Raw genomic sequence first — 17,741 nt, forward strand, 5'->3', positions numbered from 1 at the left:
ATCCAATAGTTTTGGGTTTTTCCATATAGGGGGAAATAATGAAGCGGTTAGCAATAGAAACAATCACTAAACCAATGAAGCTGAGAGGAATATCTAAGGGTATAGCTGAGTTGGACGGTCAACGTTTAGAGATTGATTTGGATAATTTAATGATTGATTTTGGTGGAGAGTCATTTGAATTAGACAGAATAGCAGGAACTAAGGGAGGTAATCGATATTTCTTTCTTTGCCCTGATTGTGGGAGACGATGCAGGTTGCTTTATAAACGGTATTTGTATTTTAGTTGCGGTACTTGTCTAGATATCCACAATAGTACCCTGAACCGTAGTAAAACGGATTGCCAATACTACTGGGAGCTTGCACTAAAAGAAGCCAGAAAGGTAGAACCAGGGTGGAGTCCTAGACGTGGTAGATATATGTTTGATGGTTTCCCTGAAAGACCAAGGTATATGAAACGTGACAGGTATCATAAGCACTATAAGAAGTTTTTGAAGTATATTGAAAAAGGGGATAGATTTTGGCTGAATGGTTCGAGATTGTGAGACAATATGAAGTAGTGTGCAATTTACAAAACGAACAAATACTACATATTAGACGGTTTGAATGTTAAAAAAGCTAGATATATCAAGGATTTAAGTAAGTAGAGCGTTCCAAAAAAGGGTGCGGTAAGCGTTCCAAAAAATGGTAAGGTTTTGGTTAGGTAGTGGCAGTAAATATGCCTGACAAATGGCAGGGTTATGTGTGTTGAACTCCGAGCGAACGCCGAGAAAGTGGCTATATTCCCCTATCATTTATCAAGCAGATAAGAGCAATAAAAACCCTCCTTAACTCCCTGAGAAACGATAAGCAGATAAGGACGACAATAAACCTTCTTAATTGCTTACAAAACGATAGGGAGTTAAGACAAATTTAAAAGCTCCTTATTTTCGTTTTTCTCCTTGTCAAACGGTAAGGGAATAGGACAGGAAATAACATCGCTTATTTTGATTTTACTCCCTGAAGAACTGTAAGGAGATAAGAGCAATTTAAAAGTCTGTTATTTTGGATTTGTTGCTTACCAAATGATAAGCAGATAAGCAAAGAAATAACTTGCCTTAATTGCTTGCAGAATGACAAGGAAAGAAGAGAAATAAAAACATCCCTTAATTGCTTATCAAACCATAAGGAGATATGGGGGCTATCTCCCTCCCCACGCGCTTCTATGAGCTTCACACCGTCATTGTACATTTTTTCTCACGGGAAAGCATTTGAAGCTAGAGCGAACATAGAGAAAACGAAAAAAAGCCAGCACAGGGCTGACTCCTTTGTGATATTCCGATAAAAATATTATATCATAGAGGAGGCCGAGGCATGAGACCAGAGCAGGTAAAAGAAAAACTAGAGGGCGTTAAGTGGATAAGCAAGGAAATCAAAGGCTTATATTTGGAATTGGAGGCTCTGGAAGGTGGTATTATCAAAAAGCCAACACTAAGCCATAGCAGGGTACAGGCAAGTAGAGAGAACAAGACAGAGAACAATCTTATAAGTGTTCTAAAACTAAAAGAGGATACGCTTCAGAGGATTGAGCGACTTACTGAAGAGAGAATGGAAATATCTAGGCTGATTGATAAGTTGGTCAATCCGCTTGAGCGTTCTGTTCTAAGACTTTTTTATTTGAATAATCTAGACGCTTGGCAGGTTGCTGAGGAAATAGATAAATCAAAGACTACAGTATATCGAGTAAAGCAGGAAGCTATAGAACACTTGAGCAAGGTGGAAGGAGCGAACTAATGGAGCTGGATAAGTTTAAAACGATGATGAACGTAAGAGAGCGGATGACTTACTTTCTGAGATTCCAGAGGATGGCAGGGAGTGAAAACCAAGTTACGATAGATGAAGAGGCTTGGGAACTTGTCTTACCTGATCAGTGGAATTTGAGCGGTGAGCATGAAAAAGCAATCCGTGAGGGGTGGAGATATTCGCCCACGACATCAATAAGATAGAGAACAAGCGAGCCAGAAAATACTTTATTATCCATTATTGCTACATGAGGAAGAAAACAATGAGTGAATGCGTAGAGATGGCAGGACTAGCTCCACTAGCTACCACCGATACAAACAGATAGCCGTCTTAAACTTTGCGAGAATCCACCAGAACGGAGAACTAGAAGTATATAGGTAGGCGTTTGTGGTGTTTTATTGAGAAATGTTGAGATTTAAGTGAGGGGGATGACATGATTGAAGATTTTTTGATTGATTTGGAGAATATCCAATTAGAGGATATGGAGATAGATTTAAACATGGATTTTGAAATAGATGTTGACCTTGATGGTTTAGATTTAACCTTACTACAAGAATTAGAAGCGTAAATGTTGGCAAATGTAGGCGTAGGCTTCATATTCGCCCCCTATTTTGCTTTGTTTCGTACTGGACAACTAAAACACCACGGACAAACTACAAGCCCTTAGAAACGAATCTGGGGGCTTTTGTGAGGTCATAATCTTATAAACCACGCGCTTCATGGTATAATATACCTATCAGCAACCAGCAATAAAAAAAGCACGTTTGACCGTGCTAGTTTCTTGCCTGCTGAACTCGTCAAATCTTAGCCCTTTTGTGGGGCTTTTTTTGCTCCCCTTTTTGCGTACTTTGGGGGAGCAAGTAGTAAAAAGTAATGTTAGTATTTTTTGTTAAAAAGCGCGTGATATAAGGGTCAGGAAGCCCTAAGGAAACCTAAAATAAGAAGTTTTTTATTATACTACAAAATCGGCCTTTTGGGTAATAGAATCTCACTTTTTTTGGTATAATGGTAAGCAATAATGGACTAGAAAGAACAAAGATGCAAGATAAAATTGTCATTCATGGGGCGCGTGCCCATAATTTAAAAAATATTGATGTGGAGATTCCACGAGACAAGCTGGTTGTTGTGACCGGCTTGTCAGGCTCAGGGAAATCCAGTCTGGCCTTTGACACCCTCTATGCGGAGGGACAACGTCGCTATGTGGAGAGTTTGTCAGCCTACGCTCGCCAGTTTTTGGGAAATATGGAGAAACCAGATGTAGATGCTATTGATGGTCTCAGCCCAGCTATTTCCATTGACCAAAAAACGACTAGCAAAAACCCTCGCTCGACGGTGGGAACCACGACTGAAATCAATGACTATCTGCGTCTCCTCTACGCGCGTGTGGGGACACCTTACTGTATCAACGGGCATGGAGCTATCAAGGCTTCTTCTGTAGAGCAAATCGTGGATAAGGTTTTGGAGTTACCTGAACGCCAGCGCCTGCAAATTTTAGCTCCTGTCATCCGCAAGAAAAAAGGGCAACATAAGAGTGTTATTGAGAAGGTTCAGAAAGACGGTTATGTTCGTGTCCGTGTGGATGGGGAAGTCTATGATGTGACCGAAGTGCCAGAGTTATCTAAGAGCAAGCAACACAATATCGATGTCGTAGTTGACCGTATTGTTATTAAGGAGGGTATTCGTAGTCGGCTCTTTGATTCCATTGAGGCTGCCCTTCGTATCGCAGAAGGTTATGTCATTATCGATACCATGGACGACTCTGAGTTGCTCTTCTCTGAGCATTATGCCTGCCCAGTTTGTGGATTTACTGTTCCAGAGTTAGAGCCACGTCTCTTCTCATTCAATGCTCCTTTTGGCTCTTGTAGTGAGTGTGATGGCTTGGGAATCAAGCTGGAGGTGGATACTGATTTGGTAGTGCCAGATGCCAGCAAAACCTTACGTGAGGGGGCGCTAGCACCTTGGAATCCTATCTCATCCAACTACTATCCAAACATGCTAGAGCAGGCCATGACGGCTTTTGGAGTGGATATGGATAAGCCTTTTGAGGACTTGCCAAAAGAAGATAAGAACTTGATTCTCTACGGCTCAGATGGTAAGGAATTCCATTTCCACTATGAGAATGAATTTGGTGGCGTGCGCGATATTGACATTCTTTTTGAGGGAGTTGTCAATAATATCAAGCGTCGTTATCACGAGACAAACAGCGATTACACCCGCACCCAGATGCGTCTCTACATGAATGAGCTGACCTGCGGAACCTGTCACGGTTATCGTCTCAATGACCAGGCCTTGTCTGTCCGTGTTGGTGGTGAGAAAGGACCACATATCGGAGAAATTTCAGACCTGTCTATCGCTGATCACTTGGAATTAGTCAGTCAGTTGACTCTATCTGAAAATGAATCCATCATTGCTCGCCCTATTCTCAAGGAAATCAAGGACCGCTTGACCTTCCTGAATAACGTGGGTCTCAACTATCTGACCCTATCTCGTTCAGCAGGAACCCTTTCAGGTGGGGAAAGTCAGCGCATTCGCTTGGCGACCCAGATTGGTTCCAACTTATCAGGTGTCCTTTATATCCTGGATGAGCCGTCAATCGGTCTCCACCAGAGGGACAATGACCGTCTGATTGCCAGTCTCAAAAAGATGCGTGATTTGGGTAATACTCTCATAGTAGTGGAACATGACGAAGATACCATGCGTGAGGCGGATTATCTGATTGACGTTGGTCCCGGTGCAGGTGTTTTTGGTGGGGAGATTGTCGCTGCAGGTACGCCCAAGCAGGTGGCTCGCAACAGTAAGTCTATCACAGGCCAGTACTTGTCAGGTAAACGTGCCATTCCAGTACCAGAAGAGCGCCGTGTGGGAAATGGTCGTTTTATTGAAGTGACAGGAGCGCGTGAGAACAACCTGCAAAATGTCACTGCTCACTTCCCACTAGGAAAATTCATCGCAGTGACAGGTGTATCAGGTTCAGGGAAATCGACCCTCATCAACAGCATCCTCAAAAAAGCCATTGCTCAAAAACTCAACCGCAATTCAGACAAACCTGGTAAATTTAAAACGATTACAGGGATTGAGTATGTAGACCGTTTGATTGACATTGACCAGAGTCCAATCGGACGAACGCCGAGGTCTAATCCTGCTACCTATACAGGAGTTTTTGACGATATACGTGACCTTTTTGCCCAGACAAATGAAGCCAAGATTCGAGGCTACAAGAAGGGGCGTTTCAGTTTCAACATCAAGGGTGGTCGCTGTGAAGCATGCTCAGGTGATGGGATCATCAAGATTGAGATGCACTTCTTGCCAGATGTTTATGTGGCTTGTGAAGTTTGCCACGGAACTCGCTACAACAGTGAAACTCTAGAAGTTCATTACAAGGAAAAAAATATCTCGCAGGTCTTGGATATGACCGTCAACGATGCGGTAGAATTTTTCCAACACATTCCGAAAATTCAACGCAAACTTCAGACTATCAAGGATGTGGGACTGGGCTATGTGACGCTAGGTCAACCAGCTACCACCCTTTCTGGGGGAGAAGCCCAGCGTATGAAGTTGGCTAGCGAACTCCACAAACGCTCGACAGGAAAATCTTTCTACATTCTGGATGAGCCGACGACAGGGCTTCATACAGAGGATATCGCTCGCTTGCTCAAGGTCTTGGCTCGCTTTGTCGACGACGGCAATACAGTTCTTGTCATTGAGCACAATCTGGATGTTATCAAGACAGCAGACCATATTATTGATTTGGGACCTGAAGGCGGTGTCGGTGGTGGAACCATCATCGCAACAGGAACTCCAGAAGAAGTAGCGGCCAATGAAGCCAGCTACACAGGACATTATTTGAAAGGAAAGTTACATCATGAATAAACGTGTACAAGCATTTTTCGCTAAAATGCAAGAAAATGAACTAGATGGCATCATCATCAATAACCTTAAAAACGTCTATTACCTGACTGGTTTTTGGGGTTCGAACGGAACAGTCTTTATCAGCCGTGACCGTCAGGTCTTGGTGACAGACTCTCGCTATATCATCGCAGCTAAGCAAGAAACAAGTGGTTTTGAGATTGTGGCTGACCGTGATGAATTGGCTGTCATTGCCGGAATTGTCAAGGATATGGGCTTGTCTCGAATCGGTTTTGAGGACGAGATTTCGGTCTCTTATTATCACCGTATGCAGGCAGCTTTTGAAGGAATTGACTTGCTTCCACAAACTCAGTTTGTTGAAGGACTTCGTATGATTAAGGATGAGGCGGAGATTGCAGCTATTCGCAAGGCTTGTTCTATTTCAGACCAAGCTTTCCGCGATGCGCTTGACTTTATTAAGCCAGGAAAGACTGAAATTGAGATTGCCAACTTCCTTGACTTCCGCATGCGTGAGTTGGGAGCATCTGGTCTGTCTTTTGACACTATTCTAGCTAGTGGGATCAACTCTTCCAAACCCCATGCCCATCCTATGCACAAACCAGTGGAGCTGGGAGAAGCTATTACCATGGACTTCGGTTGCCTTTATGACCACTATGTCAGTGATATGACACGGACTATCTACTTGGGGCATGTTAGCGACGAGCAAGCAGAGATTTACAATACGGTTTTGAAGGCTAACCAAGCTCTGATTGACCAAGCTAAGGCTGGCTTAGGTTTCCGTGACTTTGACAAAATCCCTCGTGATATTATCATCGAGGCAGGTTATGGCGACTACTTTACCCACGGTATTGGACACGGTATTGGACTGGATATCCATGAGGAACCATACTTTAGCCAGACTTCTACAGAAACTATTAAGGCGGGTATGGCCTTGACCGATGAACCAGGTATCTATATCGAAGGCAAATATGGAGTTCGTATTGAGGATGATATCTTGATTACAGAGACAGGTTGTGAATTGTTGACCCTAGCTCCAAAAGAGTTGATAGTTATTTAAGAGTTAAACAACTCAAATGATTGACTTTTAAATTTTAAAGGTTTATACTGAAAGACGAAAACGGTAGGTGAGGCTACCATAGGGATACGGATGACTACCGCAAAGCAGTGGAGACACTACTCGTTGGTCAACAGTCCTGGTCGCGAAGGCCAAGACTAAGCTCATTACATTGCCCTATGGAGTTAAAGCTTGAACGAAAAACAGATAATTAGTTTTTTAATCCTGCCATTTTATGGTGGGATTTTCTACTGTTTAAATCAAAGAAAGGAGATAAACGATGCAAATTGACGACCATCCGGAACCGCACATACACAGCCAATCGCTGATTTGTGTCGTTCTGCCCTTATAAAGTGATTGGTCTCTGTGTATGAAACACATCATTCATATAGATAGGAGAAACCAATGAAAACTACAAAAGAAAGATTAGCAACAGCTATTCAAGTCCCTTTAGACGAGAGTCTATCTTTTTATAAGACAAGTCTAACAGGCTTGACTGAGGAGCAGGTGGAGAAAAATCGTGACCTATATGGCGAAAATACCATCACAAAGGGTCAAGAAGACAGTATCCTCAAAAAGATTTACGAATCCATTATCAATCCTTTTACGATCATCTTACTGGTCATCGCCGTGATTTCCTTGGTGACCAATGTCTGGTTGGCAAAACCAGGTCAAGAGGATCCGACAACTTCCATTATCATCGTTGTCCTAGTCCTCATTTCTGGTGGCATACGCTTTGTCCAAGAACTCCGTAGTGATAAGGCTGCGACTAATCTATCAAAAATGATTGTCAACACAGCGACTGTCATTCGTCAAGGAGAAATCCAAGAAGTACCTATCGATGATTTGGTAGTGGGTGACGTGGTTAAATTAAGCGCTGGAGACATGATTCCAGCAGATCTTCTTTTATTTGAGTCGCGCGATTTCTTTGTACAACAGTCGGGCTTGACAGGTGAAAGTGAATCGGTTGAAAAATTGGCCTTGACCAAGGCAACAGTTCAACAATCTGATAGTCTGCTAGAAGCAGAAGCGCTAGCCTTTATGGGAACCAATGTCTTATCTGGTAGTGCCAAGGCCGTGGTTTTAGCAGTTGGTGATGATACCATGATGGGGGCCATTGAGCAGACTTTGAACACCTATGACGAGCCTACTTCGTTTGAGCGGGAGATGAATAGTATTTCGTGGCTCTTGATTCGTTTGATGCTGGTCATGGTGCCCATCGTTTTCTTGTCCAATGGTTTAACAGATGGTGACTGGCTGGAAGCTGGCGTATTTGCTTTGAGTGTTGGTGTTGGATTGACACCTGAGATGCTTCCTATGATTATCACGGCCAGTCTAGCAAAAGGCTCCATCATTATGGCCAAGGAAAAAGTGGTTATCAAGAAACTCAATGCCATACAGGACTTAGGGGCGATTGATATTTTGTGTACAGATAAGACAGGAACTCTAACCCAAGACGAAATTGTCCTTGAATACCCCTTGGACATCCATGGACGCTTGGATTTGACCGTCTTGAGACGAGCTTATCTCAATTCTTATTTTCAAACGGGATTGAAAAATTTGATGGACAGAGCCATCATCAAACGGACTGAAAAGGAAGCAAAAGAACACGTCCTCTTACAAAATCTGGCTCAAACTTTTCAAAAAATAGATGAGCTTCCCTTTGATTTTGAACGTAGACGGATGAGTGTTATCGTTAAGGATGAACACGAAGTTGTTAGTTTGGTAACCAAGGGTGCCCTAGAGGAAATGTTGACGATTTCCAGTTATGCGGAATACCAAGGAGTGATTACTCCTTTGACAGATGGTATTAGAGAAGAAATTTTAACAGAAGTTAGACAACTAAATCAACAAGGTTTGCGTGTCTTGGGAGTGGCCTATAAGTCAGGTTTGAGGGAAGACCATGCCTATACAGTTGATGATGAAGGGGATATGATTCTAACTGGTTATTTAGCCTTCCTAGATCCTCCTAAACCATCTGCAGCACCAGCAATTAAGGCTCTGTTAGAACATGGGGTTCAAACAAAGATTTTGACGGGAGACAACGAAAAAGTTACCCAAGCAGTCTGTGAAAAGGTTGGTTTGGATATCAATCAGATGCTGTTAGGATCTGAAATTGATCAGATGAGTGATCAAGAATTGGCCCAAGCTGTAGAGGAGGTAACAGTCTTTGCCAAACTTTCACCTGACCAAAAAGCAAGGATTATTTTGCAATTTAAGGCTAATGGTCATGCTGTAGGCTATATGGGAGATGGGATCAATGATGCTCCTTCTATGAAAGTTGCAGATGTGGGGATTTCTGTTGATACAGCAGTAGATATTGCCAAAGAAACAGCTGATGTTATCCTACTTGATAAGGATCTCATGGTGCTTGAAAAAGGACTTGTTGAAGGGCGTAAGGTCTATGCCAATATGACTAAATATATCAAAATGACAGTGAGTTCTAATTTTGGAAATATCTTATCCCTATTGGTCTCTGGAATCTTTTTGCCATTTTTACCAATGGCACCAGTCCATTTGATTATCCTAAATCTAGTCTATGATTTGTCTTGTATTGCCTTGCCTTTTGACAAGGTGGATAAAGATTTTTTGAGAAATCCGCATACTTGGGAAGCCAAGTCTATCACACGTTTCATGGTTTGGATGGGGCCTATCTCTTCTGCATTTGATATTTTGACCTTTATTTTGCTCTATTTTATCATTGTACCCATGACGACAGGTCAAGCCTATGTTCATGGAGCGGAGTCTGCCGTAGGATTTATTGTCTTGTTTCAGACAGGTTGGTTTATCGAGTCCATGTGGTCACAGACCATGGTTATCCATATGCTGCGTTCAGCCAAAATTCCCTTTTTACAAAGTCGTCCAGCTTGGCTAGTCCTTGTGACAACTTTATTGGCTGCAGCCTTTGTGACCTTCCTTCCCTACAGTCCACTATCTAGCCTTCTCCATCTAACTCCTTTAAAACCGATTTATTTCATCTTTTTACTTTTCATCATTATTTTGTATATGATTAGCGTGACAATTGTGAAAAAAATTTATATCAAGAAATATCAAGAATGGCTGTAAATTTCATTTTGTCAAGAAAAAAGTACGAAAATGACGAAAAAAGTCAAAAAAATTTAAAAATAGGTCGCAAGTCGGATGTTTTTTATGGTATAATAGACTAAACTGATAGTAACATGTAGCGAAAGGGGTAGGTACATGATTAAAATTTATACAGTCTCAAGTTGTACTAGCTGTAAAAAAGCAAAAACCTGGCTCAATGCCCACCAGTTAAGTTATAAAGAACAAAACCTTGGTAAAGAAGGAATTACGCGAGAAGAATTACTGGATATTCTGACAAAAACAGATAACGGAATAGCCAGCATCGTTTCGTCTAAAAATCGCTATGCCAAAGCCCTTGGAGTGGATATTGAAGATTTGAGTGTCAATGAAGTCCTCAATCTGATTATGGAAACACCGAGAATTTTAAAGAGCCCAATTCTTGTGGATGAAAAACGCCTGCAAGTTGGCTACAAGGAAGACGATATTCGTGCCTTCCTACCACGCTCTGTCCGTAATGTAGAAAATGCAGAAGCACGTTTGCGTGCAGCTCTATAAACATCAAGGCTGGGAGCAATTCCCAGTCTTATTCTATTTTAATTTCAAAAAGAAAGAAGAAAGAAATGAAAAAAATAGTTCTTGTTAGTCTAGCTTTCCTTTTTGTCCTGGTTGGTTGCGGACAGAAAAAAGAAACTGGACCAGCTACAAAAACAGAAAAAGATACGCTTCAGTCAGCATTGCCAGTTATTGAAAATGCTGAGAAGAATACAGTTGTAACCAAGACTTTGGTCTTGCCCAAGTCAGATGATGGTAGCCAGCAAACCCAAACCATTACATACAAGGACAAGACTTTTTTGAGCTTAACGATTCAACAAAAGCGTCCAGTCTCTGATGAGTTGAAAACTTATATTGACCAACACGGAGTGGAAGAAACTCAAAAAGCTCTTCTCGAGGCGGAGGAGAAGGATGAGTCCATCATAGCAGCTCGTAAATTAGCAGGATTTAAGCTTGAAACAAAACTATTGAGCGCAACGGAACTTCAAACAACGACTACTTTTGATTTTCAAGTTTTGGACGTTAAAAAGGCTTCCCAGTTGGAATATTTGAAGAATATTGGCTTGGAAAATCTCTTGAAGAATGAACCAAGCAAATATATTTCAGACAGATTGGCAAATGGTGCGACAGAACAATAGAAAATCCAAATAAATAGACTGCCTGAATTGTAGAACGTAAGGAATTATGCTATAATGGTACTATTCTAAGGAAAGAGGGTGTTAGAATGGGATTTACTGAAGAAACAGTACGTTTTAAATTGGACGATTCCAATAAAAAAGAAATTAGCGAAACTTTGACTGATGTTTATGCTTCGTTGAACGATAAGGGCTATAACCCAATCAACCAAATCGTAGGCTACGTATTGAGTGGAGACCCTGCCTACGTTCCTCGTTATAATAATGCACGAAATCAAATCCGTAAGTATGAGCGTGATGAGATCGTTGAGGAATTGGTCCGCTACTACCTTAAAGGACAAGGAGTCGATCTGTAACCTATGAGAATTATGGGATTGGACGTCGGTTCAAAAACGGTAGGGGTGGCCATTAGCGATCCGCTTGGTTTTACAGCTCAAGGGCTTGAAATCATCCAAATCAATGAGGAGCAAGGTCAATTTGGTTTTGACCGCGTTAAGGAGTTGGTTGATACTTACAAGGTGGAACGATTTGTAGTGGGCTTGCCTAAAAACATGAACAATACAAGTGGACCGCGCGTGGAAGCTAGTCAAGCCTACGGAGCGAAGCTAGAAGAACTTTTTGGTTTACCAGTAGACTATCAGGATGAACGCTTGACAACAGTTGCCGCAGAGCGTATGTTGATTGAACAAGCAGATATCAGTCGCAATAAGCGCAAGAAAGTCATTGATAAGTTAGCAGCTCAGCTGATTTTACAAAATTATTTAGATAGAAAATTTTAATATAAAGGAGAGGCTATGTCACACGATCATAACCACGACCACGAAGAACGTGAACTAATCACACTAGTAGATGAGCAAGGAAATGAAACCTTGTTTGAAATCCTTTTGACCATTGACGGAAAAGAAGAATTTGGTAAAAACTATGTTCTTCTAGTACCAGTTAACGCAGAAGAAGACGAAGACGGACAAGTTGAAATCCAAGCTTACTCATTCATCGAAAACGAAGATGGAACAGAAGGCGAATTGCAACCAATCCCAGAAGACTCAGAAGACGAATGGAACATGATTGAAGAAGTTTTCAATAGTTTTATGGAGGAGTAAAAATGTTCAGTGAACATTTTTACCCTTACGCTAAAAATAAAGACCGTAAGTAAGTCTGGGAGACTGTATCAGCCCAACTCCTAGAAATTAGAAGAGTTGGAACGTCCGGGGGACGTGTTTAGCCCTGCGCTAGAAAATAGAAACGCAGGCATATCCAGTGAACATTTTTACCCCAGTTCCTTTAAATAAGAGAGAACTGGTAAGTCTGGGAGACTGTATCAGCCCAACTCCCAGAAATTGGGAAGAGTTGGAATGTCCTGTGGATGTTTTTAGCCCACGTTAACATTTATAGTAGCTAGTTATTAGCTAACCAGGTAAGAGGTCGGGACGAAAATCCTGGCCTTGTTTTTATTAGTAACCATACTTTAATGCGATAATTGATTGGACTTTTGTCAAGGAGATGTGTATGTTTGAAGTAGAAGAGTGGCTTCATAGTCGGATTGGTTTGAATTTTAGGTCAGGTTTAGGCCGAATGCAGCAAGCGGTGGATTTGTTAGGAAATCCTGAGAAGTCTTACCCTATTATCCACGTAACAGGGACTAATGGGAAAGGATCTACCATTGCTTTTATGAGGGAGTTATTTATGGGACATGGCAAAAAAGTTGCGACCTTTACCTCCCCTCATATCGTCTCTATTAATGATCGAATCTGCATTAATGGGCAACCTATAGCAGACACAGACTTCATCCGTTTGGCTGAGCAGGTCAAGGAGATGGAAAAAACGCTTCTGCAAACCCATGACCAGTTGTCCTTTTTTGAATTGCTGACCTTGATTGCTTTTCTCTATTTTAGGGAGCAAGAGGTGGATTTGCTTTTACTAGAAGTGGGAATTGGTGGCTTACTTGACACGACTAATGTGGTAACTGGAGAGCTTGCTGTCATCACCTCCATCGGGTTCGATCATCAAGAAACCTTGGGTGATAGTCTAGAAGCAATTGCAGAGCAGAAAGCTGGTATTTTCAAGGCTGGTAAAAAAGCTGTGATTGCTAAGCTGGCTCCAGAAGCTAGGCTTGTCTGTCAGAAAAAAGCCGAATCTTTAGCTGTTGCCCTTTATCAGGCGAGTCAGGATTTTTCAATGCTGAATAGTGATTTTTCAAGTTCTTTGGGAACTTTTTCGCAGTTGAAAATAGGATTGGAAGGAGCTTATCAGCAGGAAAATGCGGCCTTGGCGTTGCAAACTTTTCTTATCTTTATGAGGGAAGGAAAGGAATCTATTGATGAGCAGGTTGTAAGACAGGCTTTGGAGAAGACCCATTGGGCTGGGCGTTTGGAGCGTATTCGTCCTCAGATTTACTTGGATGGTGCTCATAACCTCCCTGCCTTGACTCGCTTGGTTGAGTTTATCAAAGAAAAAGAGCAAGGAGGTTATCGTCCTCAAATCCTCTTTGGGGCCTTGAAACGCAAGAATTATCAAGGGATGTTGGGTTATCTGACTCAAAAATTGCCTCAGGTGGCACTCAAGGTGACTGGTTTTGACTATCAAGGTTCTCTGGATGAGACAGATGTAACAGGTTACCATGTCATTCCTTCTTACAGAGAATTTATCAGCAGTTTTGAAGAAAGAGCAGATGCTCAGGACTTGTTATTCATTACAGGGTCTCTCTATTTTATCTCAGAAGTACGGAGCCACCTACTGGGGCATGAGCAGATAAATTGACCTCTTCTTTTGTCTTTGTTATACTAGATGAATTGCTGGCTAAGGAAAATCTATTTTTCTAGCATGGCAAGAGAAAGGACATTTATTATGACATTCAAAACAGCAGCACTTTCTATTGTTTCTTTAGCGAGTGTATCTTTGCTAGTTGCTTGTTCCCAAAGAACACAACCAGTTCAACAGCCTGTGGCTCAGCAGCAGGTCCAACAACCTGCTCAACAACCTGCTCAACAGAATACCAATACTGCAAATGCAGGAAGTAATCAAAATCAAGCGGCTCCAGTACAGAACCAACCTGTTGCTCAACCGACTGATATTGATGGGACTTATACAGGCCAAGATGACGGAGACCGTATCACTTTAGTGGTCACTGGAACGACTGGTACATGGACTGAGCTCGAATCTGACGGGGATCAGAAAGTCAAACAGGTCACATTTGATGCAGCAAATCAACGCATGATTATTGGCGATGATGTCAAAATTTACACTGTAAACGGTAATCAAATCGTCGTAGACGATATGGATAGAGACCCATCGGACCAAATCGTTTTAACTAAATAAGACTATGCAAGTAGGAAGGGCTGGATTTTTCAGCCTTTTTACTTTTGCTTAGAAAATAATCATAAATACTTGCCTTCTACCGAATACCTGAGTTATACTAGTATCAATTACCTGTTTTTAGTGTTCAAAATATCAAGGAGGGGATATGAAATATAGAAAATTTCAATTATTGATGTCCAAGTATGGCTTTAGTCTTTCGATTATGCTACTTGAACTTTGTCTGGTTTTTGGTCTCTTTCTTTATTTAGGGCGCATGGCCCCCATTTTATGGATTACTGTCCTCATTCTACTGAGTATCATCACAATCATTTCGATAGTCAACCGTAATACGACTCCTGAGAATAAGGTAACCTGGTTATTAGTAGCCTTTGTGCCAGTATTTGGCCCCTTGCTCTATCTGATGTTTGGTGAAAGGCGATTGTCCAAAAAAGAAATCAAACAACTGAAGAAGCTAGGCTCCATGCATTTCCAAGAAGCAAATAGCCAGTTACTAAAAGAGGAATTAAAAGAAAGTGATAAGGCGGCATATGGCGTCATCAAGTCCTTATTGAGTATGGATACCAATGCCGATATCTATGATCAAACTGCCTCTACATTTTTTCCTAACGGAGAAGCTATGTGGAAAAAGATGGTAGAAGATCTCAAAAAGGCTGAGAAATTTATCTTCTTGGAATATTACATTATAGAAGAAGGTTTGATGTGGAATCGTATTCTAGAAATCTTGGAGCAAAAGGTCGCTCAAGGCATTGAAGTTAAACTGCTCTATGATGATATTGGCTGTATGGCTACTTTAACAGGAGATTATGCACATCGACTTCGTCAGCTGGGCATCGAGGCCCATAAATTCAATAAAGTTATTCCTCGTTTGACAGTGGCCTATAATAACAGAGATCATAGAAAAATATTGATTGTTGATGGTCAGATAGCCTATACTGGTGGGGTCAATCTGGCAGATGAGTACATTAACCACGTCGAGAGATTTGGTTATTGGAAGGATAGTGGAATTCGCTTGGACGGACTAGCAGTAAAAGCCCTGACACGCTTATTTTTGACCACTTGGTACATCAATCGAGGAGAGATTAGTGATTTTGATCAATATCATTTAGAAAATCATTCTATTCCAAGTGACGGATTAACCATTCCATACGGAAGTGGACCCAAGCCAATTTTTCGAACGCAGGTAGGGAAAAAGGTTTATCAGAGTTTGATCAATCAAGCAACTGAATCGGTTTATATTACTACACCTTATTTGATCATAGATTATGATTTAACGGAGACAATCAAAAATGCTGCTATGAGAGGGGTCGATGTTCGGATTGTCACCCCTTACATACCAGATAAGAAGTTCATTCAGTTAGTCACAAGAGGGGCTTATCCAGACCTTCTTTCTGCTGGAGTTCGGATTTATGAGTATAGTCCAGGTTTTATTCATAGTAAGCAGATGTTGGTAGACGAAGATTTTGCGGTGGTGGGGACAATCAATCTCGACTACCGAAGCTTGGTGCACCATTATGAAAATGCAGTCTTACTCTATAAAACTCCTTCTATAATGGAAATAGCCCGAGATTTTCAAAATATATTTGCAGATTCTCAGGAAGTCTATCCTCATTCTATCAAAACGAGCTGGTATCAAAAGCTTGTAAAAGAAATCGCCCAGTTATTCGCCCCAATCTTATAAGAAATCTAGGACTTAGGAAATGACCGAGTCCTCTTTTTCTTGCTTTTTACGAATAAGAAGATGTAGGAGGAACGATGCTGACTCAGAAAGAAATAAACTATATCCTGACATTCAAACAGACACATTTACACCGCTTTCGGGAAATTGAAACCTTTGTGAAACTATGCAAAAAATCACTCAAACAGCCATCGCAAGCTGACAATCCTAGGACTTTTTGATATACTAAGACAGATAAATTGAATAGGAGAAACGATATGAGTGTGTATGGTAGAGTAAAAGAAGTTCATCAGGAGAATCATGAACCTCTAGAATACCAAATCGAACAAGAATCGCATCATCGTGAATCAAGTCGTCTTCCTTTGGTGAAAATTTTACTATGGAGTACGCTTGTAACGGGGATAACTCTAGGAGTACCGCTATTACTCGATTTAATGAGTGCACAAGAAGTGCAGGATTTTTATGCAGGTTGGGCGCTTCATCAGGCAGGGAAGATTTACAGCGATTATTATGGAAGTCAAGGTTTGCTTTATTATTTGCTGACTTACGTGACTCAGGGCGGATTTTTCTTTGCCATCTTTGAGTGGTTAGCCTTGGTAGCAGGAGGATTTTTCCTCTTTAGATCAGCGGATACCTTGACAGAGCAAGGAGAGCAAGCTGGACAAGTGGTGACTATTTTTTACATGCTGGTTACAGGTCTTGCTTTTGGTGGAGGCTATGCGACTCTTTTAGCGCTTCCTTTCTTATTCGCGGCCTTTAGTTTAGTTGCTGCTTACCTAAGCAAGCCAAGCCATGATAAGGGATTTGTACGGATTGGGCTGGCTTTGGCAGGCGGATTTTTCTTTGCTCCCTTGTCATCGCTCTTGTTTATTGCTGTAGTGAGTTTAGGCTTGTTGGTCTTTAACCTTGGGCATAGACGCTTTGCACATGGGTTTTATCAGTTTCTTGCAGTGGCTTTAGGTTTTTCACTTGTCTTTTATCCAACTGCCTACTATAGTGTTGCAACAGGAAGTTTTGGGGATGCCATTAGTGGTATTCGCTATCCCATTGACAGTATTCGCTTTGATTTTACTTCTAAAATTTTAGAGAATATGGCTTTTTATGGCTTGTTGTCCCTTGGTTTGGGATTTGTGGTTTGTATCTTTTTAGGTCTCTTTCAATCTAAACCCTCTAAACTATATGTCATCTCAGTGCCTGCAAGTCTTGTGACAATTTTAGGTTTGATTTTACTTTTCTTTTCACAAGAGCCTCTGCACGCTTCTTATTTGATGGTCGTCTTCCCTGTTTTCTTACTTTTATTGGTAACCAATATTAAGAGTCAACAGAGGGGGCGTAGTGTTAGACGAAGACGAAGAGAAACGCCAGTTAGTCTATGGAGTCGTTTTTTCAAAGGAAATCTATATCTGCCAGTTTTAGGGCTTGTCTATCTTTTGTCTGTTCCTTTTTTGATGAAGTTTGTCCTTTATCCGGTACCTTATCAAGAACGTAATCATCTTGCTGATTTGGTGAAAGAGGAGACAAGTACGGAAGATGCTATCTATGCATGGGATGATACTGCGACTCTTTATCGTAAGAGTGAGCGCTTGTCGCCATCGGCGATTTTGTCTCCGATGCACTATACAGCAACTGAGGAAAATCGGAATAAGTTACTTAATGACTTGAAAGAAAAACAACCTAAGGTGATTGTGGTGAATGATAAGGTGCCAGTGTGGTCTGAAGTGGAAACACTCTTAAAAGAAAATTACCAACAAGTAAAGACTGATTACTCAGAGTTTAAAGTCTATAAAATCAAATAACAAAATCAATATCTTGTGTATTT

15 protein-coding genes, 1 pseudogene and 1 riboswitch are annotated in these 17,741 nt (G+C 41.3%); all 16 genes and pseudogenes read left to right on the plus strand.

Annotated elements, in window-relative coordinates; translation table 11 throughout:
* Nucleotides 1-38: 38 nt before the first annotated feature.
* On the plus strand, nt 39-542 hold the full coding sequence (locus tag HT685_RS01720) for a hypothetical protein (protein ID WP_173278932.1): 504 nt from the start codon (nt 39-41) through the stop codon (nt 540-542).
* 808 nt (nt 543-1,350) lie between these two features.
* On the plus strand, nt 1,351-1,770 hold the full coding sequence (locus tag HT685_RS01725; RefSeq protein WP_173278933.1) for a DUF1492 domain-containing protein: 420 nt from the start codon (nt 1,351-1,353) through the stop codon (nt 1,768-1,770).
* Nucleotides 1,770-2,160 (plus strand): annotated as a pseudogene (locus tag HT685_RS10335) (transcriptional regulator). The gene HT685_RS01725 and the pseudogene HT685_RS10335 overlap by 1 nt, the downstream one beginning before the upstream one ends.
* Before the next feature lie 52 nt (nt 2,161-2,212).
* Complete coding sequence (locus HT685_RS10270; protein ID WP_257994393.1) at nt 2,213-2,347, plus strand: hypothetical protein; 135 nt, start codon at nt 2,213-2,215, stop codon at nt 2,345-2,347.
* A 470-nt stretch (nt 2,348-2,817) separates the two neighbouring features.
* Nucleotides 2,818-5,649: an excinuclease ABC subunit UvrA gene (gene uvrA, locus HT685_RS01735; protein WP_173225124.1), complete on the plus strand. Its 2,832-nt coding sequence runs from the start codon at nt 2,818-2,820 to the stop codon at nt 5,647-5,649.
* Nucleotides 5,642-6,703, plus strand: a complete 1,062-nt coding sequence (locus HT685_RS01740; RefSeq protein ID WP_173225127.1) for a Xaa-Pro peptidase family protein — start codon at nt 5,642-5,644, stop codon at nt 6,701-6,703. The genes uvrA and HT685_RS01740 overlap by 8 nt, the downstream gene beginning before the upstream one ends.
* A 57-nt stretch (nt 6,704-6,760) precedes the next feature.
* Nucleotides 6,761-6,911, plus strand: a riboswitch (M-box (ykoK) riboswitch).
* Between the two features lie 194 nt (nt 6,912-7,105).
* Nucleotides 7,106-9,766, plus strand: a complete 2,661-nt coding sequence (mgtA, locus tag HT685_RS01745) for a magnesium-translocating P-type ATPase (RefSeq protein WP_173225130.1) — start codon at nt 7,106-7,108, stop codon at nt 9,764-9,766.
* Between the two features lie 135 nt (nt 9,767-9,901).
* Nucleotides 9,902-10,300 carry a transcriptional regulator Spx gene (spx, locus tag HT685_RS01750; RefSeq protein ID WP_000591165.1) on the plus strand — a complete coding sequence of 133 codons (399 nt, stop codon included), beginning with the start codon at nt 9,902-9,904 and terminating at the stop codon, nt 10,298-10,300.
* A 65-nt stretch (nt 10,301-10,365) separates the two neighbouring features.
* A complete protein-coding gene (locus HT685_RS01755; protein ID WP_173225133.1) occupies nt 10,366-10,935 on the plus strand; it encodes an SP0191 family lipoprotein in 570 nt (189 codons plus the stop codon).
* A gap of 86 nt (nt 10,936-11,021) precedes the next feature.
* Entirely contained in the window at nt 11,022-11,288 is a 267-nt protein-coding gene (locus HT685_RS01760) for an IreB family regulatory phosphoprotein (RefSeq protein ID WP_000507059.1), read from the plus strand.
* Between the two features lie 3 nt (nt 11,289-11,291).
* Complete coding sequence (ruvX, locus tag HT685_RS01765) at nt 11,292-11,711, plus strand: Holliday junction resolvase RuvX (RefSeq protein ID WP_004239076.1); 420 nt, start codon at nt 11,292-11,294, stop codon at nt 11,709-11,711.
* 15 nt (nt 11,712-11,726) lie between these two features.
* A complete protein-coding gene (locus HT685_RS01770) occupies nt 11,727-12,032 on the plus strand; it encodes a DUF1292 domain-containing protein (RefSeq protein ID WP_000017620.1) in 306 nt (101 codons plus the stop codon).
* 406 nt (nt 12,033-12,438) lie between these two features.
* Nucleotides 12,439-13,689 carry a folylpolyglutamate synthase/dihydrofolate synthase family protein gene (locus HT685_RS01775; RefSeq protein ID WP_173225136.1) on the plus strand — a complete coding sequence of 417 codons (1,251 nt, stop codon included), beginning with the start codon at nt 12,439-12,441 and terminating at the stop codon, nt 13,687-13,689.
* Nucleotides 13,690-13,776: 87 nt separating this feature from the next.
* Nucleotides 13,777-14,247, plus strand: a complete 471-nt coding sequence (locus tag HT685_RS01780; RefSeq protein ID WP_001827160.1) for an SP_0198 family lipoprotein — start codon at nt 13,777-13,779, stop codon at nt 14,245-14,247.
* A gap of 145 nt (nt 14,248-14,392) precedes the next feature.
* On the plus strand, nt 14,393-15,925 hold the full coding sequence (gene cls, locus HT685_RS01785; protein WP_173225143.1) for a cardiolipin synthase: 1,533 nt from the start codon (nt 14,393-14,395) through the stop codon (nt 15,923-15,925).
* Nucleotides 15,926-16,179: 254 nt separating this feature from the next.
* Complete coding sequence (locus HT685_RS01790; protein ID WP_173225148.1) at nt 16,180-17,718, plus strand: damage-inducible protein CinA; 1,539 nt, start codon at nt 16,180-16,182, stop codon at nt 17,716-17,718.
* The last annotated feature ends 23 nt before the right edge of the window (nt 17,719-17,741 follow it).

It is taken from the genome of Streptococcus sp. 5004, assembly GCF_013276755.1.
Classification (GTDB): Bacteria; Bacillota; Bacilli; order Lactobacillales; family Streptococcaceae; genus Streptococcus.